Here is a 15,078-nt window from a genome sequence, read left to right on the forward strand (position 1 = left end):
GCGTCGGCAACCGATAAGGCGGCGGGGAAGGTTGTTGGTTTTGTCGCGCTTTCGAACCGGAAAAGTCTGCAACTTTTCCTGAAAGCGCTCCGCGGGAGTGCGCCATGGACCGGTCGACGAGCGGTTGGATCAACGGATTGATCGGGGTGATCATCTTTTCGGGCTCGCTGCCGGCGACCCGGCTCGCCGTCGCGGCCTTCGATCCGGTATTCCTCACCGTCGCCCGCGCCGGCATTGCCGGGCTGCTCGGGCTCGGCCTGCTGCTGGTGTTCCGACAACCGCGGCCAAAGGCGAGCGACCTGCTGTCGCTGGTGATCGTTTCCTTCGGGGTAGTGGTCGGCTTTCCGCTGCTGACGGCGCTGGCGCTGCAGCACGTCACCTCGGCGCATTCCATCGTCTTTATCGGGCTGTTGCCGCTCTCGACCGCGATCTTCGGGGTGATCCGTGGCGGCGAGCGGCCGAAACCCGCCTTCTGGGCCTTCTCGCTCGCCGGCAGCGCGCTGGTCGCCGGCTTCGCGCTGGCGCAGGGCGGCGAGGCCTCGCCGCTCGGCGATGGGCTGATGCTGGCGGCGATCATCGTCTGCGGGCTCGGTTACGCCGAGGGGGCGAAGCTGTCGCGCACACTGGGCGGCTGGCAGGTGATCTCGTGGGCGCTGGTGCTGTCGCTGCCACTGATGGCGGTGCTGACGGTGGTTTACTGGCCCCAGTCGTTCGCCGCGGTCAGTCTGCCGGCCTGGCTCAGCCTCGGCTACGTGTCGCTGTTCAGCATGCTGATCGGGTTCGTGTTCTGGTATCGCGGCCTGGCGCAGGGCGGCATCGCGGCCGTGGGGCAACTGCAATTGCTGCAGCCGTTCTTCGGGCTGGCGCTGGCGGCAAGCCTCTTGGGCGAGACGGTGACGCCGGCGATGCTGCTGGTGACTGTGGCGGTGATCGGCTGCGTCGCGGGGGCGCGGCGGTTTGCGAAGTAGGTTTGAGCGTGGGTGCCCCACGCGCTGAACCGCACCCAGCCGCCCTCACCCCCGCATCTTGCGCTCCAGCAGCCGCCGCTCCGCCTCGAGCCGCACCAACGGCAACGCCCTGGCATAAGCCGCCTGCGCCTCCGCCCCGCGCCCCAACCGATTGAGCAGGTCAGCGCGCGCCGCGTGCAGCGGCCAGTAGCCGTCGAGCGTGCCGGCGGCGGCCAGGGCTTCGACCAGCTGCAGCGCCCGCTCCGGGCCATCGACCATCGATAAAGCCGCGGCGGCGTTGAGCTCGACCACCGGAGAGGGCTGCAGCCGCAGCAGCACCTGGTAAAGCCCCGAGATCTGTGGCCAGTCGGTTGCGGCAAAGTTTGGGGCCTCGGCATGGAGCGCCGCAATCGCCGCCTGCACGCCATAGGGGCCGATGCGGCCGGGCTGCGCCAGGGCGCGTTCGACCAGCGCCTTGCCTTCGCCGATGGCAGCCCGATCCCAGCGCGTCCGATCCTGCTCCTCGAGCAGCAGCAATTCGCCGGCGCCGTCGCTGCGGCCGCCAAGCCGCGCCGCGTGCAGCAGCATCAGCGCCAGGAGGCCGGCGATTTCAGGCTCGCCCGGCAGCAACTGGTCGAGCAGCCGGCAGAGCCTTATCGCCTCGGCGCAGAGTTCTGGCCGGGTGCTCGCCGTGCCGGCGCTCGGCGCATAGCCCTCGGTGAACGCCAGGTAGACCACCGCCAGCACCCCGGCGAGCCGTTCGGCGAGGTGCTCGCGATCCGGCACCTGATAGGGAATGGCGGCTTCGCGGATCTTCGATTTGGCGCGCACCAGGCGCTGCGCCATGGTTTCCTCGCTGACGAGGAAGATGCTGGCCACCGCCGAGGTCGCGAGCCCGCAGACGGTGCGCAGGGTCAGCGCCACCCGGGTTTCGAGCGCCAGCGCCGGGTGGCAGCAGGTGAAGATCAGCCGCAGCCGGTCATCCTCGATGTCCTCGGCATCCGGTTGCGGTGCGACTGCGGTTTCGGCGGCCAGCACCTTCAGTTTGCCGCGCAGCGAAATGCGTCGCCTGAGACGGTCGATGGCCTTGTGCCGGCCGGTATTGACCAGCCAGGCACGCGGATTGTCGGGCAGGCCGGTCTGCGGCCAGCGGGTCAGCGCCGCCTCGAACGCATCCTGCGCGCCTTCTTCGGCGAGCTCGAAATCGCCGACAAGGCGGATGAGAGTGGCGAGCACTCTCCCCGCCTCGTGGCGATAGACCGTTTCGATGGCCGCCCGGTCGAGCATGCACGCACTCAGTACATGCGCGACAAGCTGTCGATCGGCCGGACTTCGACCGCGCCGGCGCTGAACGGAATTTTGCCGGCAATCGCCAGCGCTTCGTCGAGATCGCTGGCCTCGACAATGTAATAGCCGCTCAGCTGCTCGCGGGTTTCGGCGAACGGCCCGTCGGTGGTGAGCGACTTGCCGTCGCCGCGGCGGATGGTGGTCGCGGTGCTGGACGGCTTCAGCTTGTCGCCGCCCTTCAGGTGTCCACTCTTGACGATATCCTGGGTGAAGCGCGCATAGGCCTCGCCCATGGCCTTGCCCTGTTCCGCCGTCGCCGCGCCCATCGCCGCTTCGTCGCCGTAGATCATCAGCAGGTACTGCATTGTCATCTCCATATGCTGGCAGTTGCTACCGGCGATCGGTCGAACGGAGGTCAGGCGAGATCGACAGGCGAGCCGGAATTATTTCGGAGGCGCCTTTCGGCTGGAGCGCTTTCAGGAAAAGTTGCAGACTTTTCCGGTTCGAAAGCGAAGCGGCGAAACGCTCTAGCCCGAGAGACTGGCGACGAACTGCTTGGTGCGCTCCTTTTGCGGGGCACGGAACAGGCTTTGCGCCGGGCCGGCTTCCACCACTTCGCCGCGGTCGAGGAACACCACGTCCGAGGCTATGGTCGAGGCGAGGCGCAGGTCGTGGGTGGCCATCAGCATAGTGGTGCCCTCGCGCGCCAGCTGGGCCAGCACTTCGACCACCTCGCCGGCGAGTTCGGGATCGAGCGCCGAGGTCGGCTCGTCGCAGAGCAGCACTTCGGGCGATGGCGCCAGCGCCCGGGCGATGGCGGTGCGCTGCTGCTGGCCGCCAGAGAGGTTGGCCGGCCAGGCTTCGGCTTTCGCCGCCATCCCGACCTTGTCGAGCAGCGCCCGGGCATGGGCGCGCGCCTCGTTGCGCGGCCAGCGCAGCACCGTGACCAGCCCTTCCATGACGTTCTCCTCGACCGTCAGGTGGGGGAACAGCTGGAAGTTCTGGAACACCATGCCGGTCGAGCGTCGCATGGTGAGGATCTCGGCCCGCGAGTGGTGCGAGCCGGCGCCGAATTCGAGGCGGTTGGCGCCGACCGTGACGCTGCCCGATTGCGGCAGCTCGAGCAGGTTGACGCAGCGCAGCAGCGTGCTCTTGCCGCTGCCGGAGGGGCCGATCAGCGCGGTGACGCTGCGCTCCGGCACCCGCACGGAGACGCCGCGCAGCACCTCGACATCGGCGAACTGCTTGTGGATGGCCTCGAGCGCGATCATGACGCGGCTCCAATGAAGCCGCCGTAACGCGCCAGGCGCTTTTCGAGCCGGCCCTGCAGCATCGACAGGAGCGAGCTGACCGCCAGGTAGATCAGCGCCACTTCGACATAGAGGATCAGCGGTTCATAGGTGGTCGCGACGATGCGCTGGCCGGCGCGGAACAGCTCGGGCACGGTGATGGCGGCGGCGAGCGAGGTATCCTTGATCAGCGAAATGAAGGTGTTGGAAAGCGGCGGCACGGCGACGCGGCCAGCCTGCGGCACGATGATGCGGCGCATCGCCTGCGTCCAGGTCATGCCGATGGAGAACGAGGCTTCCCACTGCCCCTTGGGCACCGAGATCAGCGTGGCGCGGATGATCTCGGAAGTGTAAGCGCCGACATTCAGGGTGAAGCCGATAAGCGCCGCGGGGAACGCATCGAGCGTGATGCCGACGCTGGGCAGCCCGTAAAAGATCAGGAATAGCTGCACCAGCAGCGGCGTGCCGCGGATGATCCAGACATAAAAGCGGATCAGCGCCGCGAACGGCCAGGGCGCGAACAGCCGGACCAGTGCAGCCCCGAAGCCGACGGCAAGGCCGAAGGCGAAGCTCAGGAGCGTCAGCGGTACGGTGAACAGCAGGCAGGCCCAGAGGAGCGAGGGCAGCGACTCGAGCATCAGGTTCAGCCAGGGCGGCACTTCCCAAAAGATCATCGCACGTCCCCCAAAAGAGAATGGATCGGCCTCGTTCAAGGCCGATCCATACAATAGCTGGCAGTTGCTCGACTACTGCGAGACGTCCTCGCCAAAGTACTTCTGAGAGATCGTCGCATAGGTGCCATCGGCCTTGATCGCCGCGAGCGCCTCGTTGATGGCCGCCAGCAGCTCGGGCTTGCCCTTGGCCAGCAGCACACCGGAATAGTCGGCATTGGCCTGGGTAGCGGCGATCTTCACCGGCGCGTCGGGCTGTTGCTTCTTGAAATCGAAGAACGACAGGCTGTCATTGATGGTGGCGTCGGCGCGGCCCTGGATCACCAGCGCGATCGACTGGTCGAACCCGTCGGTGGGCACGATCTCGGCGCCGCTGGCTTCGGCGAGCTTGCCGAAATTGGAGGTGGTGGTCTGCGCCGCCTTCTTGCCCTTCAGCGTCTCGAACGAGGTGATGTCGGCATTGTCGGCCTTGACGATCAGCGCCGCTTTCGAGGCGATGTAGGGCTCGGAGAAATCGTACTTCTCCTTGCGCGCGTCGGTGATGCCGACCTGGTTGATCACCACGTCATAGCGATTGGCATCGATGCCGGCGATCAGCCCATCCCAGGGGCCTTCGACGAACTCGGCCTTCACCCCGATGCGCTTGGCGATCTCTTCGGCAATCTCGACGTCGAAGCCGACCAGCGCGCCCGAGGCATCGTGGAAGGTGAAGGGGGCATAGGTGCCCTCAGTGCCGACCCGCAGCGCGCCCGCAGTCTTGACCTGGTCGAGCGCCGTCTGGGCCAGCGCCGGGGTCGAAAGGCCAAGGCCGACAAGGCCGATCGCCAGCACGGACTTGAGGATGTTCATGTTTCTTCTCCATTGGCCGGTGGGTCATCTGCCCCCGGCTTTGGGCTGAAACGTGCCCCTCGCGCCCAGACGCCGCAATGGGTTGGAAGGGCTTTTTACTCGGGCCGAGGCCGGTGGCTGCCCATGCTAGAGGGAGCTGCCCCGCCGATATTGGTTGCTAGAATAGCGCCATGAGCGGGCAGTCCAGTTCTGCCCGGGATAAGCGCGCACCCGCCGGAGACGGGGCTGGACGATCCGCCATGCACACTGGCAGGTTGCTGGTCCCGGGTGTTATTCAGGCTGCGAGATGTTTGTCGTCCAGATCTATCTACCGCTCGAGCTGCCCGACGGCGCACCGATTCCGCCTGATGTGTTCGAGCGCACCAAGGCCGAACTGACCGAGAGTTTTGGCGGAGTGACGGCGTTCCTGCAATCGCCGGCCGAAGGCGCCTGGAAGCCGCTGAGCGGTGAGGCCATCCACGATCGGATCGCCATCTTCGAGGTGATGGTCACCGACGTCGATACCGCCTGGTGGCGCCACTATCGCGAAACGCTGGAGGCTGAGCTGAAGCAGCAGCGTATCCTGGTCCGGTTGTTCCAGGTGACGGTGCTCTGATTGGCCAGCATCACCGGCAATAGCGGCTGCAAATAGTCTCGCCGTTAACTGCTTGCTGCAGCTCGAAAGTTGCGTCCGCGTTGCGTTAGCGAGCCTTTCAGTATTGGCTCCGCATTGTCTGGCTGACCAAACTGGGGGCAATCTTGGCGTCGCTGTTGCCGGCACGAGTGCTGAACATGCTTGAGCTGTTGCGGGCCAAGTCGGCAACTGCCGATCTCGCGGCCCGGCTGCGCCCGTCGCCTGGGGCCGGGCGGCCGAAGCGGCTGCGCATGCATCAGAGCAGCGATCGCGCATCGGCCGAGGCAGTGTGGTCGCACCTCATCGAGGCGGGGGTGCCCGCCTCATCGAAAGACCGGCTGGCCGACGCGGGAAGCCTCGCGGCGGCCGAAACTTATGGCCGCAATATCGAGAATTTTGTCGGCACGGTAAAAGTGCCGGTGGGGGTGATCGGGCCGCTCAGGGTCAACGGCGTCCATGCCAGCGGCGACTATTACGTGCCGCTGGCGACCACCGAGGCGGCGCTGGTCGCCTCCTACGGTCGCGGCGCCGATATCGTGTCGCTGGCCGGCGGGGTGAGCGCAGGCATGCTGGGCGAGGGCGTGCTGCGCACCCCGGCGTTCGTGTTCAGCGGGCTTTACGAATGCGGCGCGTTCATCAGCTGGATCGCTGAGAATGCCGAGCAGTTGCGGAGCGTGGCCGAGGCGACGACGCGGCATGGCAAGCTGCAATCGCTCGAGCCGTTCATGGACAGCGACACGGTGTTCGTGATCTGCCGCTACTCGACCGGCGACGCGGCCGGGCAGAACATGGTGACCGTCGCGACCGAGGCGATCTGCGCCTATATCGCTGCGCATTCGCCGATCCGCCCGCGCTTCTCGTTCATCGAGGGCAATTTCTCGGGCGACAAGAAAGCTTCGTATCTGGGGATGTTTGCGGGTCGCGGGCGAAAAGTCTCGGCCAGCGTCGAGCTGCCCTACGAGCTGATGGCGCGTACCCTCCGCGTGACGCCCGAGGCGCTGGTCGCCTATGGGCGGGTGGCGGCTTTGGGCGCGGTGCTGAGCGGCCAGCTCGGCTCGCAGGCCCATTACGCCAATGGGCTCGCCGCCTTCTACATCGCCACCGGGCAGGATGCGGCCTGCGTGTCGGAATCGGCGGTCGGCTTCACCCGCATGGAGCCGCGCGACAAGGGCATGTTCTTTTCGGTGACGCTGCCCAATGTGCTGGTCGGCTCGGTCGGCGGCGGCACCGGGCTGCCCAGCCAGTCGGCGGCGCTCGATTTGCTGGGGCTGGCCGGACCAGGCAAGGCCGCGGCTCTGGCCGAAGTGGTGGCGGCGCTATGCCTCTGCGGCGAGATCTCGATCATCGCGGCGATTGCCGGCGGGCAGTTCACCCGGGCACATCACAAGCTGGCGCGGCTCAGATGAGCACCACCGCCGAGGCTCAGTTGAGCCTGATGCAGCGACTCTGGATCTACCAGGCCGAGCGCTTCCCGCTTGGCAAGACCGCCGTGCTGCTCGCCGTGTTCACCGCCGCTGGCCTCAGCCTCTCGGCGCATCTTGGCGGGCGGCCCCTGCCGTCGATCTGGGTGTTCGTCGCGGTGTGGCTGGTGGCGATCGGCATTCTGTTCCAGCTGCGGGTCGCCGACGAGTTCAAGGATTTTGACGACGATAGCCGCTACCGTCCGGAGCGGCCGGTGCCGCGCGGGCTGGTGAGCCTCAAACTGCTGCGGCGCCTGGGGCTCGGAGCCGGCGGGCTCGCCATCGTCCTTAGCCTGAGCATCTCGCCGCTGTTGCTGCTGCCTTTGGCGCTGGTCTGGCTGTGGCTGGGGCTGATGACGGCGGAGTTCTTCGTGCCGGCCTGGCTGAAGGCGCGGCCGCTGCTCTACCTTGTCTCGCACATGGCCATCATGGCCTTCATCGATTTTTACGTCACCGCCGCCGAGTGGCTGCCGCACGCGGCGCTGCCGCCGCCGGGGATCTGGATCTTCGTCATCCTGAGCTGCGTCAATGGGTGCGTCCTGGAGTTCGGCCGGAAGACCTGGGCGCCCGAGAGCGAGCGGCCGGGAGTCGAGACCTATTCGGCGCTCTATGGCCCGGGGCGCTCGGCCGCCATCTGGGCCGGCTGCTGCGCCCTCTCCTATATCCTCGTCGGTTGCATCGGCACGCTGGCGGGCGCCGGCATAATTATCTGGGTCCTGGGCCTCGCGGCGCTGCTGCCGATCCTGTGGCTGGCCGGCCGGTTCATGCGGCAGCCGGACGTGGCGGGGCAGAAGCGGATCGATCTCGCTGCGGGGCTCTGGGTATTTGCCTGCTACGTCATGGTGGGGTTGGCGGGGCCGCTGTCGTGACCAGCTTCATCCATGACATGCGGAGCGCCGCAGGGGCTGATGTTGTCGGCGGCAAGGGCGCGACGCTGATGCGGCTCGCGGGGCTGGGGTTCGACGTGCCGGCCTTTGTCGTGGTCGAGGCGGCGGCCTTCACGTCGGCCGCTGCCGAGGCGGCAACCGGCGCGGCGCTGCTGGTGCAACTTACGGGCATCGGCCCCGGGCCCTATGCGGTGCGCTCGTCAGCGCGCGAAGAGGATGGCAGCGCCGCCTCGCATGCCGGGCAGTTCCTGTCGCTGCTGAATGTCAGGGCAGAGGACGTCCCCGCGGCCGCGCGAAGTGTGTTCGAGAGCGGCGCGGCCGAAAGCGTCGCCGAATATCGCAGCTCGCGCCAGCTCGGCGCCGATGGCGGCGCCCCGGCCGTGGTGGTGCAGCAGATGGTCGATGCGCGCTGCGCCGGCGTGCTGTTCACCGCCGATCCGGTCAGCGGCCGCCGCGACCGCATCGTCGTCTCGGCCATAGCCGGGCTCGCCGATCGGCTGGTCGGCGGCGAGGAAGATGGCGAGCGCTACGTGCTGGGCAAAACCAGCGGCGAGGTGCTGGAGCGGCCGGCGGAGGCGAGCCTGACCGACAGCGATCTCGCAGCGCTCCGGGCCCTGGCGTTCAGCGCCGAGGCGGCGTTCGGCGCGCCACAGGATATGGAATGGGCCTTTGCCGGCCAGCGGCTGCACCTCTTACAGGCGCGGCCGATCACCACCAGCCTCCGGCCGGCGCCGATCGCCGACGAGGTGCTGGTGGTGCTCGACAATTCCAATATCGTCGAGAGCTATCCCGGGCTCGTTTCGCCGCTCACCTTCAGCTTTGCCCAATATGCTTATGCGCGGGTCTATCGGGCCTTCATGCGGCTGGTGGGGATCGACGCCGCGACGATCGGCAGCCATGCGGCTTTGTTCGACAACCTGCTGAGCCGGGTCGATGCCCGGGTCTACTACAACCTCGGCAACTGGTACCGGGCGCTGGCGCTGCTGCCGGGGTTTTCAAGCAACAGCGCCAGCATGGAACTGATGATGGGGGTGAGCGAGCCGCTGCCGGCGGAGCTGGTTGCCGCCATGGCAGCGCCGCCGCAATCGCGGTTCCGCCGCACCCTCGGCATGGCGCGCATCGGCCTGGCGCTGGCCGGCGCGAGCCTCAGGCTGGGCCGCACCAAGCGGGGATTTTACGCACGACTGGGGGCAGCCCTGGCCGAGCCGGCGACGACGCTGGACTATAAGCCGCTGACGGCGCTCGCCGCCGAGTATCGGCGGATCGAGGCCGACCTGCTCGACCGCTGGGACGCGCCGCTGGTCAACGATTTCCTCTGCATGATCGCCTTCGGCGGCTCGCGGAAGCTGATGCAGGGCTGGGCCGGCGAGGCCGGGCTCGCCGTGCATTCGGACATCATGATCGGGCAGGGCGATATCGTCTCGGCCGAGCCGGCGCAGCGCATCCGCGCGATGGGGAAGCTGCTGGGCGATGATCCGGAACTGGTGGCCGAGCTCGAGGCCGGGCAGGGCGAAGGGCTTGCACGCAACCCGGCGCTGCAGCAGGCAGTGCGCGACTATCTCGACCGCTTCGCCGATCGCTGCCCGGAGGAGCTGAAGCTCGAGAGCGTGACGCTCGATCGCGATCCGTCGCCGCTCTACAAGGCAATCGCCGCTGCCGCGGCGGCCGGCCCGGGGCATGCCGTCGAGCGGGTCGACCCGGTGGCGGCGCTCGACCGCCTGTTCAAGGGGCACCCGCTGCGGCGCGCCATTGCCGGGGTGGTGCTGGGGATCGCCAAGCGCCGGGTGCGGGATCGCGAGAACCTGCGGTTCGAGCGGACCCGCATCTTCGGGCGCGGGCGGCGGCTGTTCCGGGCCGTCGGCGTGCAGTTCCATGCGCTCGGCCTGCTCGATACACCCGACGACGTGTTCATGCTCACCGTTGCCGAAGTGCTGGGGGCGATCGAGGGCTTTGCTGTGAGCCATGATCTTGCGGCGCTCGCCCGCTTGCGGCGCGCCGAGATGGCGGCGGCCGCGACGCGCCGCGATCCGCCGGAGCGGCTCAGCCTCAAGGGCGCCGTCGCCACCGTCGGCAGTGCCATCGCACCGCTGGCGCCGCGGGCCCGGGACGAGGCGCGCGAGCGGAGTGGCGTCGGCTGCAGTGCGGGCGTCGTCCGCGCAGTGGCGCGGGTGATCGCGGATCCGCGCACCGGGACGCTGAAGCGCGGCGAGATCCTCGTGGCGCGGCACACCGATCCGGGCTGGATCGCGCTGTTCACCAATGCCGCGGCGATCGTCGTCGAGCGGGGCAGCCCGCTGTCGCACTCGGCCATCGTGGCGCGCGAACTGGGCATTCCCTGCGTCGTGGCGCTGAAGGGCGCCATGGAGTGGATCGCCGACGGGGAAATGATCGAAGTGGATGGCGCAACGGGCCAGGTCCGGAGGGTCAAATGAACGGCGCCGAGATTTCGAGCCACGCGCGCTTCGATGACATTCGCTATGCGCAGCTGTGGGAAGATGCCGATGTGCTGAACGCGGCGCTCGGGCAGCAGCACGGCAAGGTGCTGGTCTCGATCTGCTCGGCCGGCGACAACGCGCTCGGCATGCTGCTGCTCGACCCGGCCAAGGTCATCACCATCGATCTCTCGCCGGCGCAGGTCGCCTGCCTGAAGCTGCGGGTCGCGGCTTATCGGGCGCTCGATCACCAGGGCTTTGTCGAACTGATGGGCTCGCGGCCCTCCGAGCGCCGTGGCGAACTGTTCGACATGGCCGCCGTGGGTCTTCCCGCGGAGCTTGCAGCCTTCTGGGGCGCGCGGCGCGAGGCCGTAGTGGCGTATGGGCTGGGCGGCGTCGGCAAGTTCGAACGTTATTTCCGCATCCTCAGGCAATGCCTGCTGCCGCTGGTGCATAGCCGGGCGACGATCGACGAGGTGTTCGTGTCGAAGCCGCTCGCGGCACGGGCCGAGTTCCTCGATCGGCGCTGGAACAACTGGCGCTGGAACCTGTTGCTGAAGCTGTTCTTTTCGAATTTCGTCATGGGGCGGCTCGGGCGCGATCCGGCGTTTTTCCAGCATGTCGAGGGCAGCCTTGCCGAGCATGTCGCGGGCCGGCTCCGGCATGCGGCGGTCGATCTCGACCCCTCGCAGAACCCGTATCTGCACTGGATCCTCAAGCCGGGACACGGCGCAGCGCTGCCGCTGGCCTGGCGGGCCGAGCATTACGACACCATCCGCACCCGGCTCGACCGGCTCGATATCCGCGAGGGGGCGCTCGAAACGCTGGTCGAGAGCGGCGAGACGGCCGATGGTTTCAACCTCTCCGATATCTTCGAATATATGAGCCCCGAGGTGTTCGAGACCGTCTATGGCGCGATCCTCGCCGCCGCCAATCCCGGGGCGCGGCTGGTCTACTGGAACATGATGGTGCCGCGCCGCGTACCGGCCGCGCATGCTCACCGCGTAGCCCGGCTCGAGCCGGAGATCGCTGCCGGCAAGGCGGCGGACAAGGCGTTCTTTTATTCCGATTTCGTGGTCGAGGCGGTGAAGTGAGCCTCACCTGGCGCGACGGCATCTTCATCGCCGCGGTGATCGTCGGCATGCTGTCGCTGATGGGCGGCGTGCGTTATTTCGCCGGGCGCTACAGCATCGGGCCGGAAACCCAGCGCAAGCTCGTGCATGTGGCGACCGGCACCGCCGCCCTGTTCTTCCCGCTGCTGTTTTCGAATGCCCTGCCGGTGTTCCTCTTGATCGGCGCGGCTGTGATCCTGATGCTGGCGCTGCGCAGCCCCATGCTCGCCTCGGTCGGCGGGGTGCTGCATGAGGTGAAGCGCGAGTCGTGGGGCGAAATCTACCTGGCGCTGGCCATCGCCTTCACCTTCTTTCGCGGGCTGGGCGAGCCGATCCTCTACGTGCTGCCACTGCTGGTGATCACCCTCTCCGATACCGCGTCGGCGCTGGTCGGCACCGAGTATGGCAAGCGCCGCTTCGCGGTCGAGGACGGCTCCAAAAGCCTCGAGGGCGTGGCGGCGTTCTTCGTCGTCACCTGGCTGGTGGCGCTGGTGACCCTGCTGCTGCTCACCGATGCGCCGCGGCTCAACGTGGTGGTGCTGTCCTTCCTCGTTGCCGCCTTCTGCGCGCTGGTCGAGGCCGATTCCTGGCGCGGGCTCGATAACCTCTTCGTCCCCGTCGGCGCGCATCTCCTGCTGCAGCAATATCTTGCCAGCAGCTCCGCCGAACTGGTGGTGGTGGCGGTCGGGTTCCTGTTGTTCCTCGGGCTGATGCTGCTGGTGGCCGAGGCGCTGCGCCTGCCGCCGCGCGCCGCGCGGGGCTATGCGATCCTGCTCTTCCTGATGATCTCGCTGATGGCGCCGCATAATGCGCTGCTGACCGGGCTGGTGATCGTCGGCCAGGTATGGGCGCGCGCCAGGCGGCCTGGCACCAGCCAGCGGCCCGAGCTCGACCTCCTGGCGGTCGCCGCGGTGGTGGCGCTGTTCTGGCTCATCGCCGGCGAGCTCGCCGGGCGCTCGGTGCTTGCCCTGTTCAACCTCACCTTCGCCGCCGTGGCGCTCGGCTTTGCGGCGCTGGCGACGCGCGGCTGGTGGCGCCTGGTGTTGTTGCCGCTGGGCTTCGCGATCGGTGGGCTGTTCAGCTGGGTCGCCAAACTCAACACCCCATGGCACCCGCCCTGGTTCGATGCCGACTGGCCCTGGCTGGTCGCCGCGCTGGCGGTGCCGGCGGGGCTCGCCATGCTCCGGCCCGAGTGGTTCACCACGCGTCGCAGCGCCAAGCTGTTCGCCGTGGCGATGCTGGTGCCGCTGGTCTTCTATTTCAGGGGAATGTTCCTATGACCACGCCGACGCCCATCACGCATCAGGATGCTACGGCGATGCTCTATCGCGATTCGCCGAGCTGGGATGGCAAGCGCACCGCCGCCATTGGCGCGGTGGCCTTCGGCTCGCTCGAGGCGGGCGCCGAGCTGCTTTCGCGCGCCGCGGCCGAGCTCCACGCCGAGGGCTTCGAAGCGCTCATCGGCCCGATGGATGGCGATACCTGGCACAAGTACCGGCTGGTGTCGGAGAGCGACGGCACGCCGCCCTTCGCGCTCGAGCCGCAGAGTGGCCCGCACGATCACGCTGCCTTCATCGCCGCCGGCTACGCGCCGATCTCCAGCTATGTCTCGTCGCGGGCCCGGCTCGTCGACACTATCGGCGACACCCCGGTCAGTATGGCCGGGGTAACCGTCACCGCCTGGGACGGCCAGGGCGCCGAGCTGCTGATCGGCAAGCTGTTCGATATGTCCGGCTCGGCCTTTGCCGGCAACCGCTTCTTCAAGCCGATCAGCCGCGAGGCCTTTCTCGAGCTCTACCGGCCGCTGCTGCCGCTGCTCGACCCGCGCCACATTCTCTTCGCTTATGGGCCGGGGGCGCAGTTAGTCGGCTTCCTGTTCGGCATGCCGGACCACGGGTCGGCCATCCCCACCGCCATCCTCAAGACCTATGCCAGCGGCCTGCGCGGCGTCGGGCACCTGTTGGCCGACAGCTATCATCGGAGCGCCCTCGATCTCGGCTTTACCGAGGTGATCCATGCGCTGATGCACGAGGATAACGTCTCGCGCCAGCGCAGCGAGCGGCACAGCGCCAGCGTGTTCCGCCGCTATGCGCTGATGGGCCGCGACCTCGGCCCATGAACCTGATCGCCGGCTTTCTCGACAAAGCCGCTGAGCTCGGCCCGCGACCGGCGATCATCACCGGCGCCGGCGAGACGATCAGCTATGAGCAACTGGCGCTGAGGAGCGGACGGCTTGCCGCTTCGCTGCGGGGGCAGGGGGTGCAACGCGGCGATCGGGTGCTGGTGGCGCTGCCGATCGGCATCGAGCTCTATCTCGCCATCGCGGCACTGTGGCGGCTGGGCGCGACGATCGTCTTTCCCGAGCCGGCAATGGGGTTTGCCGGGGTGCAGCGCGCCGTGGAGATTGCCGCGCCCGCGGCGGTGCTGGTCGGCGGGGTCTATCGGCTGCTGCCCTACTTGGTGCCGCAGCTCTGGGGCACCAGGCGGCTGCAGTTCGGCTATGCCGAGGGCGACCCGCTCGAGGAGCTGGCACCGGAACACCCGGCGCTGATCTCCTTTACTTCCGGTTCGACCGGCCGGCCGAAGGGGATCGTCCGGAGCCACGGCTTTCTCGCGGCGCAGAACGCCGCGCTCCACGATCTCATCGCGCCGCGCCGCGACGACGAAACCGATCTCGTCGCCTTTCCGGTGTTCGTCATCGCCAACCTGTCGCTCGGCACCACCTCGGTGCTGCCGAACTGGCGGCTCAGCCGCCATGACGAGGCCGGCGGCGCCGCGCTGCTGCGCCACCTCGCAGCGCACCGCGTTACCCGCGCCATGGTGCCGCCAGTGATCGCCGAACGGGTGGCCGATAGCGGCGAAGCGGCGGCGCTCGACGTGCTGTTTACCGGTGGCGGGCCGGTATTCCCCGATCTGCTCAAGCGCCTGTCACAGGTGCTGCCGCGCACCGATATCGTCGCCGTCTACGGCTCGACCGAAGCCGAGCCGATCGCCCATCTGCACGTGCGCGACATCACTGCCGACCAATGGCAGCAGATGGAGGAGGGGGGCGGGATTCTCGCCGGCAAGCCGGTGCCTGCAGTGGCGCTCGAGATCGTCGACGACGAGATCGTGGTCAGCGGCGCGCATGTGAATAAGGGCTATATGGACGGCATCGGCGACGCCGAGAACAAGCTTTGGCGAGATGGCGAAATCTGGCACCGCACCGGCGACGCCGGCCGCCTCGACGCAGATGGCAACCTCTGGCTCCGCGGCCGCCTCTCGGCCGCTGCCGCGGGGCACTACCCGTTCGAAGTCGAGACCGTCGCCCGCCAATGGCCCGGCGTCCGCCGCGCGGCGTTGGTGCCCGGCACCGAGCCGATGGTGATCGCGCTCGAAGGCGAGGAACTCGGCCCGCAGCAGTGGACCGAGCTGGCGCAGCGGGCGTTCGGGGCACGAGCGGTGAAGGTGGCAATGCCACTCGATCGGCGGCATCACTCGAAGGTGGATTATGTGAGGTTGGCGAAGCTGGTGGGGCGGGGGTGAGGGCCG

The 15,078-nt window shown here is 68.0% G+C and carries 14 protein-coding genes; 9 read left to right on the plus strand and 5 right to left on the minus strand.

Going from position 1 to position 15,078, the window contains the following annotated elements; genetic code table 11:
- Positions 1-104 precede the first annotated feature (104 nt).
- Positions 105-968, plus strand: a complete 864-nt coding sequence (locus tag ASC89_RS27795; RefSeq protein WP_056004331.1) for a DMT family transporter — start codon at positions 105-107, stop codon at positions 966-968.
- Between the two features lie 45 nt (positions 969-1,013).
- On the opposite strand, the gene ASC89_RS27800 is transcribed toward ASC89_RS27795, so the two are convergent.
- The 5 genes from ASC89_RS27800 to ASC89_RS27820 all read right to left on the minus strand — a co-directional run bounded on the left by ASC89_RS27800 (position 1,014) and on the right by ASC89_RS27820 (position 5,043).
- On the minus strand, positions 1,014-2,234 hold the full coding sequence (locus ASC89_RS27800; RefSeq protein WP_056004334.1) for an RNA polymerase sigma factor: 1,221 nt from the start codon (positions 2,232-2,234) through the stop codon (positions 1,014-1,016).
- A gap of 8 nt (positions 2,235-2,242) precedes the next feature.
- On the minus strand, positions 2,243-2,599 hold the full coding sequence (locus ASC89_RS27805; RefSeq protein WP_056004336.1) for a YciI family protein: 357 nt from the start codon (positions 2,597-2,599) through the stop codon (positions 2,243-2,245).
- Positions 2,600-2,761: 162 nt separating this feature from the next.
- Positions 2,762-3,505, minus strand: a complete 744-nt coding sequence (locus tag ASC89_RS27810) for an amino acid ABC transporter ATP-binding protein (protein WP_056004339.1) — start codon at positions 3,503-3,505, stop codon at positions 2,762-2,764.
- Positions 3,502-4,182, minus strand: coding sequence for an amino acid ABC transporter permease (locus tag ASC89_RS27815; protein WP_055877370.1), 681 nt, complete (start codon positions 4,180-4,182; stop codon positions 3,502-3,504). Before ASC89_RS27815 ends, ASC89_RS27810 begins: the two co-directional genes overlap by 4 nt.
- An 87-nt stretch (positions 4,183-4,269) precedes the next feature.
- The gene (locus ASC89_RS27820; protein ID WP_056004342.1) at positions 4,270-5,043 is read right to left on the minus strand and encodes an amino acid ABC transporter substrate-binding protein; all 774 of its coding nucleotides are present in this window, start codon (positions 5,041-5,043) and stop codon (positions 4,270-4,272) included.
- A 286-nt stretch (positions 5,044-5,329) separates the two neighbouring features.
- Between ASC89_RS27820 and ASC89_RS27825 the strand changes: the two genes are divergently transcribed.
- The 8 genes from ASC89_RS27825 to ASC89_RS27860 all read left to right on the plus strand — a co-directional run bounded on the left by ASC89_RS27825 (position 5,330) and on the right by ASC89_RS27860 (position 15,072).
- Complete coding sequence (locus ASC89_RS27825) at positions 5,330-5,638, plus strand: hypothetical protein (protein ID WP_055877344.1); 309 nt, start codon at positions 5,330-5,332, stop codon at positions 5,636-5,638.
- Positions 5,639-5,814: 176 nt separating this feature from the next.
- A complete protein-coding gene (locus ASC89_RS27830; RefSeq protein WP_055877341.1) occupies positions 5,815-7,062 on the plus strand; it encodes a hydroxymethylglutaryl-CoA reductase in 1,248 nt (415 codons plus the stop codon).
- Positions 7,059-7,985, plus strand: a complete 927-nt coding sequence (locus ASC89_RS27835; protein ID WP_056004345.1) for a UbiA family prenyltransferase — start codon at positions 7,059-7,061, stop codon at positions 7,983-7,985. Before ASC89_RS27830 ends, ASC89_RS27835 begins: the two co-directional genes overlap by 4 nt.
- Positions 7,982-10,435, plus strand: a complete 2,454-nt coding sequence (locus ASC89_RS27840) for a PEP/pyruvate-binding domain-containing protein (RefSeq protein ID WP_056004348.1) — start codon at positions 7,982-7,984, stop codon at positions 10,433-10,435. Before ASC89_RS27835 ends, ASC89_RS27840 begins: the two co-directional genes overlap by 4 nt.
- Entirely contained in the window at positions 10,432-11,529 is a 1,098-nt protein-coding gene (locus ASC89_RS27845) for a DUF3419 family protein (protein ID WP_056004351.1), read from the plus strand. The genes ASC89_RS27840 and ASC89_RS27845 overlap by 4 nt, the downstream gene beginning before the upstream one ends.
- Positions 11,526-12,827: a diacylglycerol/polyprenol kinase family protein gene (locus ASC89_RS27850; protein ID WP_056004354.1), complete on the plus strand. Its 1,302-nt coding sequence runs from the start codon at positions 11,526-11,528 to the stop codon at positions 12,825-12,827. Before ASC89_RS27845 ends, ASC89_RS27850 begins: the two co-directional genes overlap by 4 nt.
- Positions 12,824-13,666 carry a hypothetical protein gene (locus tag ASC89_RS27855; RefSeq protein WP_056004357.1) on the plus strand — a complete coding sequence of 281 codons (843 nt, stop codon included), beginning with the start codon at positions 12,824-12,826 and terminating at the stop codon, positions 13,664-13,666. The genes ASC89_RS27850 and ASC89_RS27855 overlap by 4 nt, the downstream gene beginning before the upstream one ends.
- Positions 13,663-15,072 carry an AMP-binding protein gene (locus ASC89_RS27860; RefSeq protein WP_056004360.1) on the plus strand — a complete coding sequence of 470 codons (1,410 nt, stop codon included), beginning with the start codon at positions 13,663-13,665 and terminating at the stop codon, positions 15,070-15,072. The genes ASC89_RS27855 and ASC89_RS27860 overlap by 4 nt, the downstream gene beginning before the upstream one ends.
- The last annotated feature ends 6 nt before the right edge of the window (positions 15,073-15,078 follow it).

The organism is Devosia sp. Root413D1, assembly GCF_001425235.1.
Taxonomy (GTDB): domain Bacteria; phylum Pseudomonadota; class Alphaproteobacteria; order Rhizobiales; family Devosiaceae; genus Devosia_A.

Coding starts and splice junctions, on each gene's coding strand:
- ASC89_RS27795 (WP_056004331.1), top strand. CDS start 105: ATGGACCGGTCGACGAGCGGTTGGATCAACGGATTGATCGGGGTGATC.
- ASC89_RS27805 (WP_056004336.1), bottom strand. CDS start 2,599: ATGCAGTACCTGCTGATGATCTACGGCGACGAAGCGGCGATGGGCGCG.
- ASC89_RS27800 (WP_056004334.1), bottom strand. CDS start 2,234: ATGCTCGACCGGGCGGCCATCGAAACGGTCTATCGCCACGAGGCGGGG.
- ASC89_RS27835 (WP_056004345.1), top strand. CDS start 7,059: ATGAGCACCACCGCCGAGGCTCAGTTGAGCCTGATGCAGCGACTCTGG.
- ASC89_RS27820 (WP_056004342.1), bottom strand. CDS start 5,043: ATGAACATCCTCAAGTCCGTGCTGGCGATCGGCCTTGTCGGCCTTGGC.
- ASC89_RS27845 (WP_056004351.1), top strand. CDS start 10,432: ATGAACGGCGCCGAGATTTCGAGCCACGCGCGCTTCGATGACATTCGC.
- ASC89_RS27855 (WP_056004357.1), top strand. CDS start 12,824: ATGACCACGCCGACGCCCATCACGCATCAGGATGCTACGGCGATGCTC.
- ASC89_RS27830 (WP_055877341.1), top strand. CDS start 5,815: ATGCTTGAGCTGTTGCGGGCCAAGTCGGCAACTGCCGATCTCGCGGCC.
- ASC89_RS27810 (WP_056004339.1), bottom strand. CDS start 3,505: ATGATCGCGCTCGAGGCCATCCACAAGCAGTTCGCCGATGTCGAGGTG.
- ASC89_RS27860 (WP_056004360.1), top strand. CDS start 13,663: ATGAACCTGATCGCCGGCTTTCTCGACAAAGCCGCTGAGCTCGGCCCG.
- ASC89_RS27825 (WP_055877344.1), top strand. CDS start 5,330: ATGTTTGTCGTCCAGATCTATCTACCGCTCGAGCTGCCCGACGGCGCA.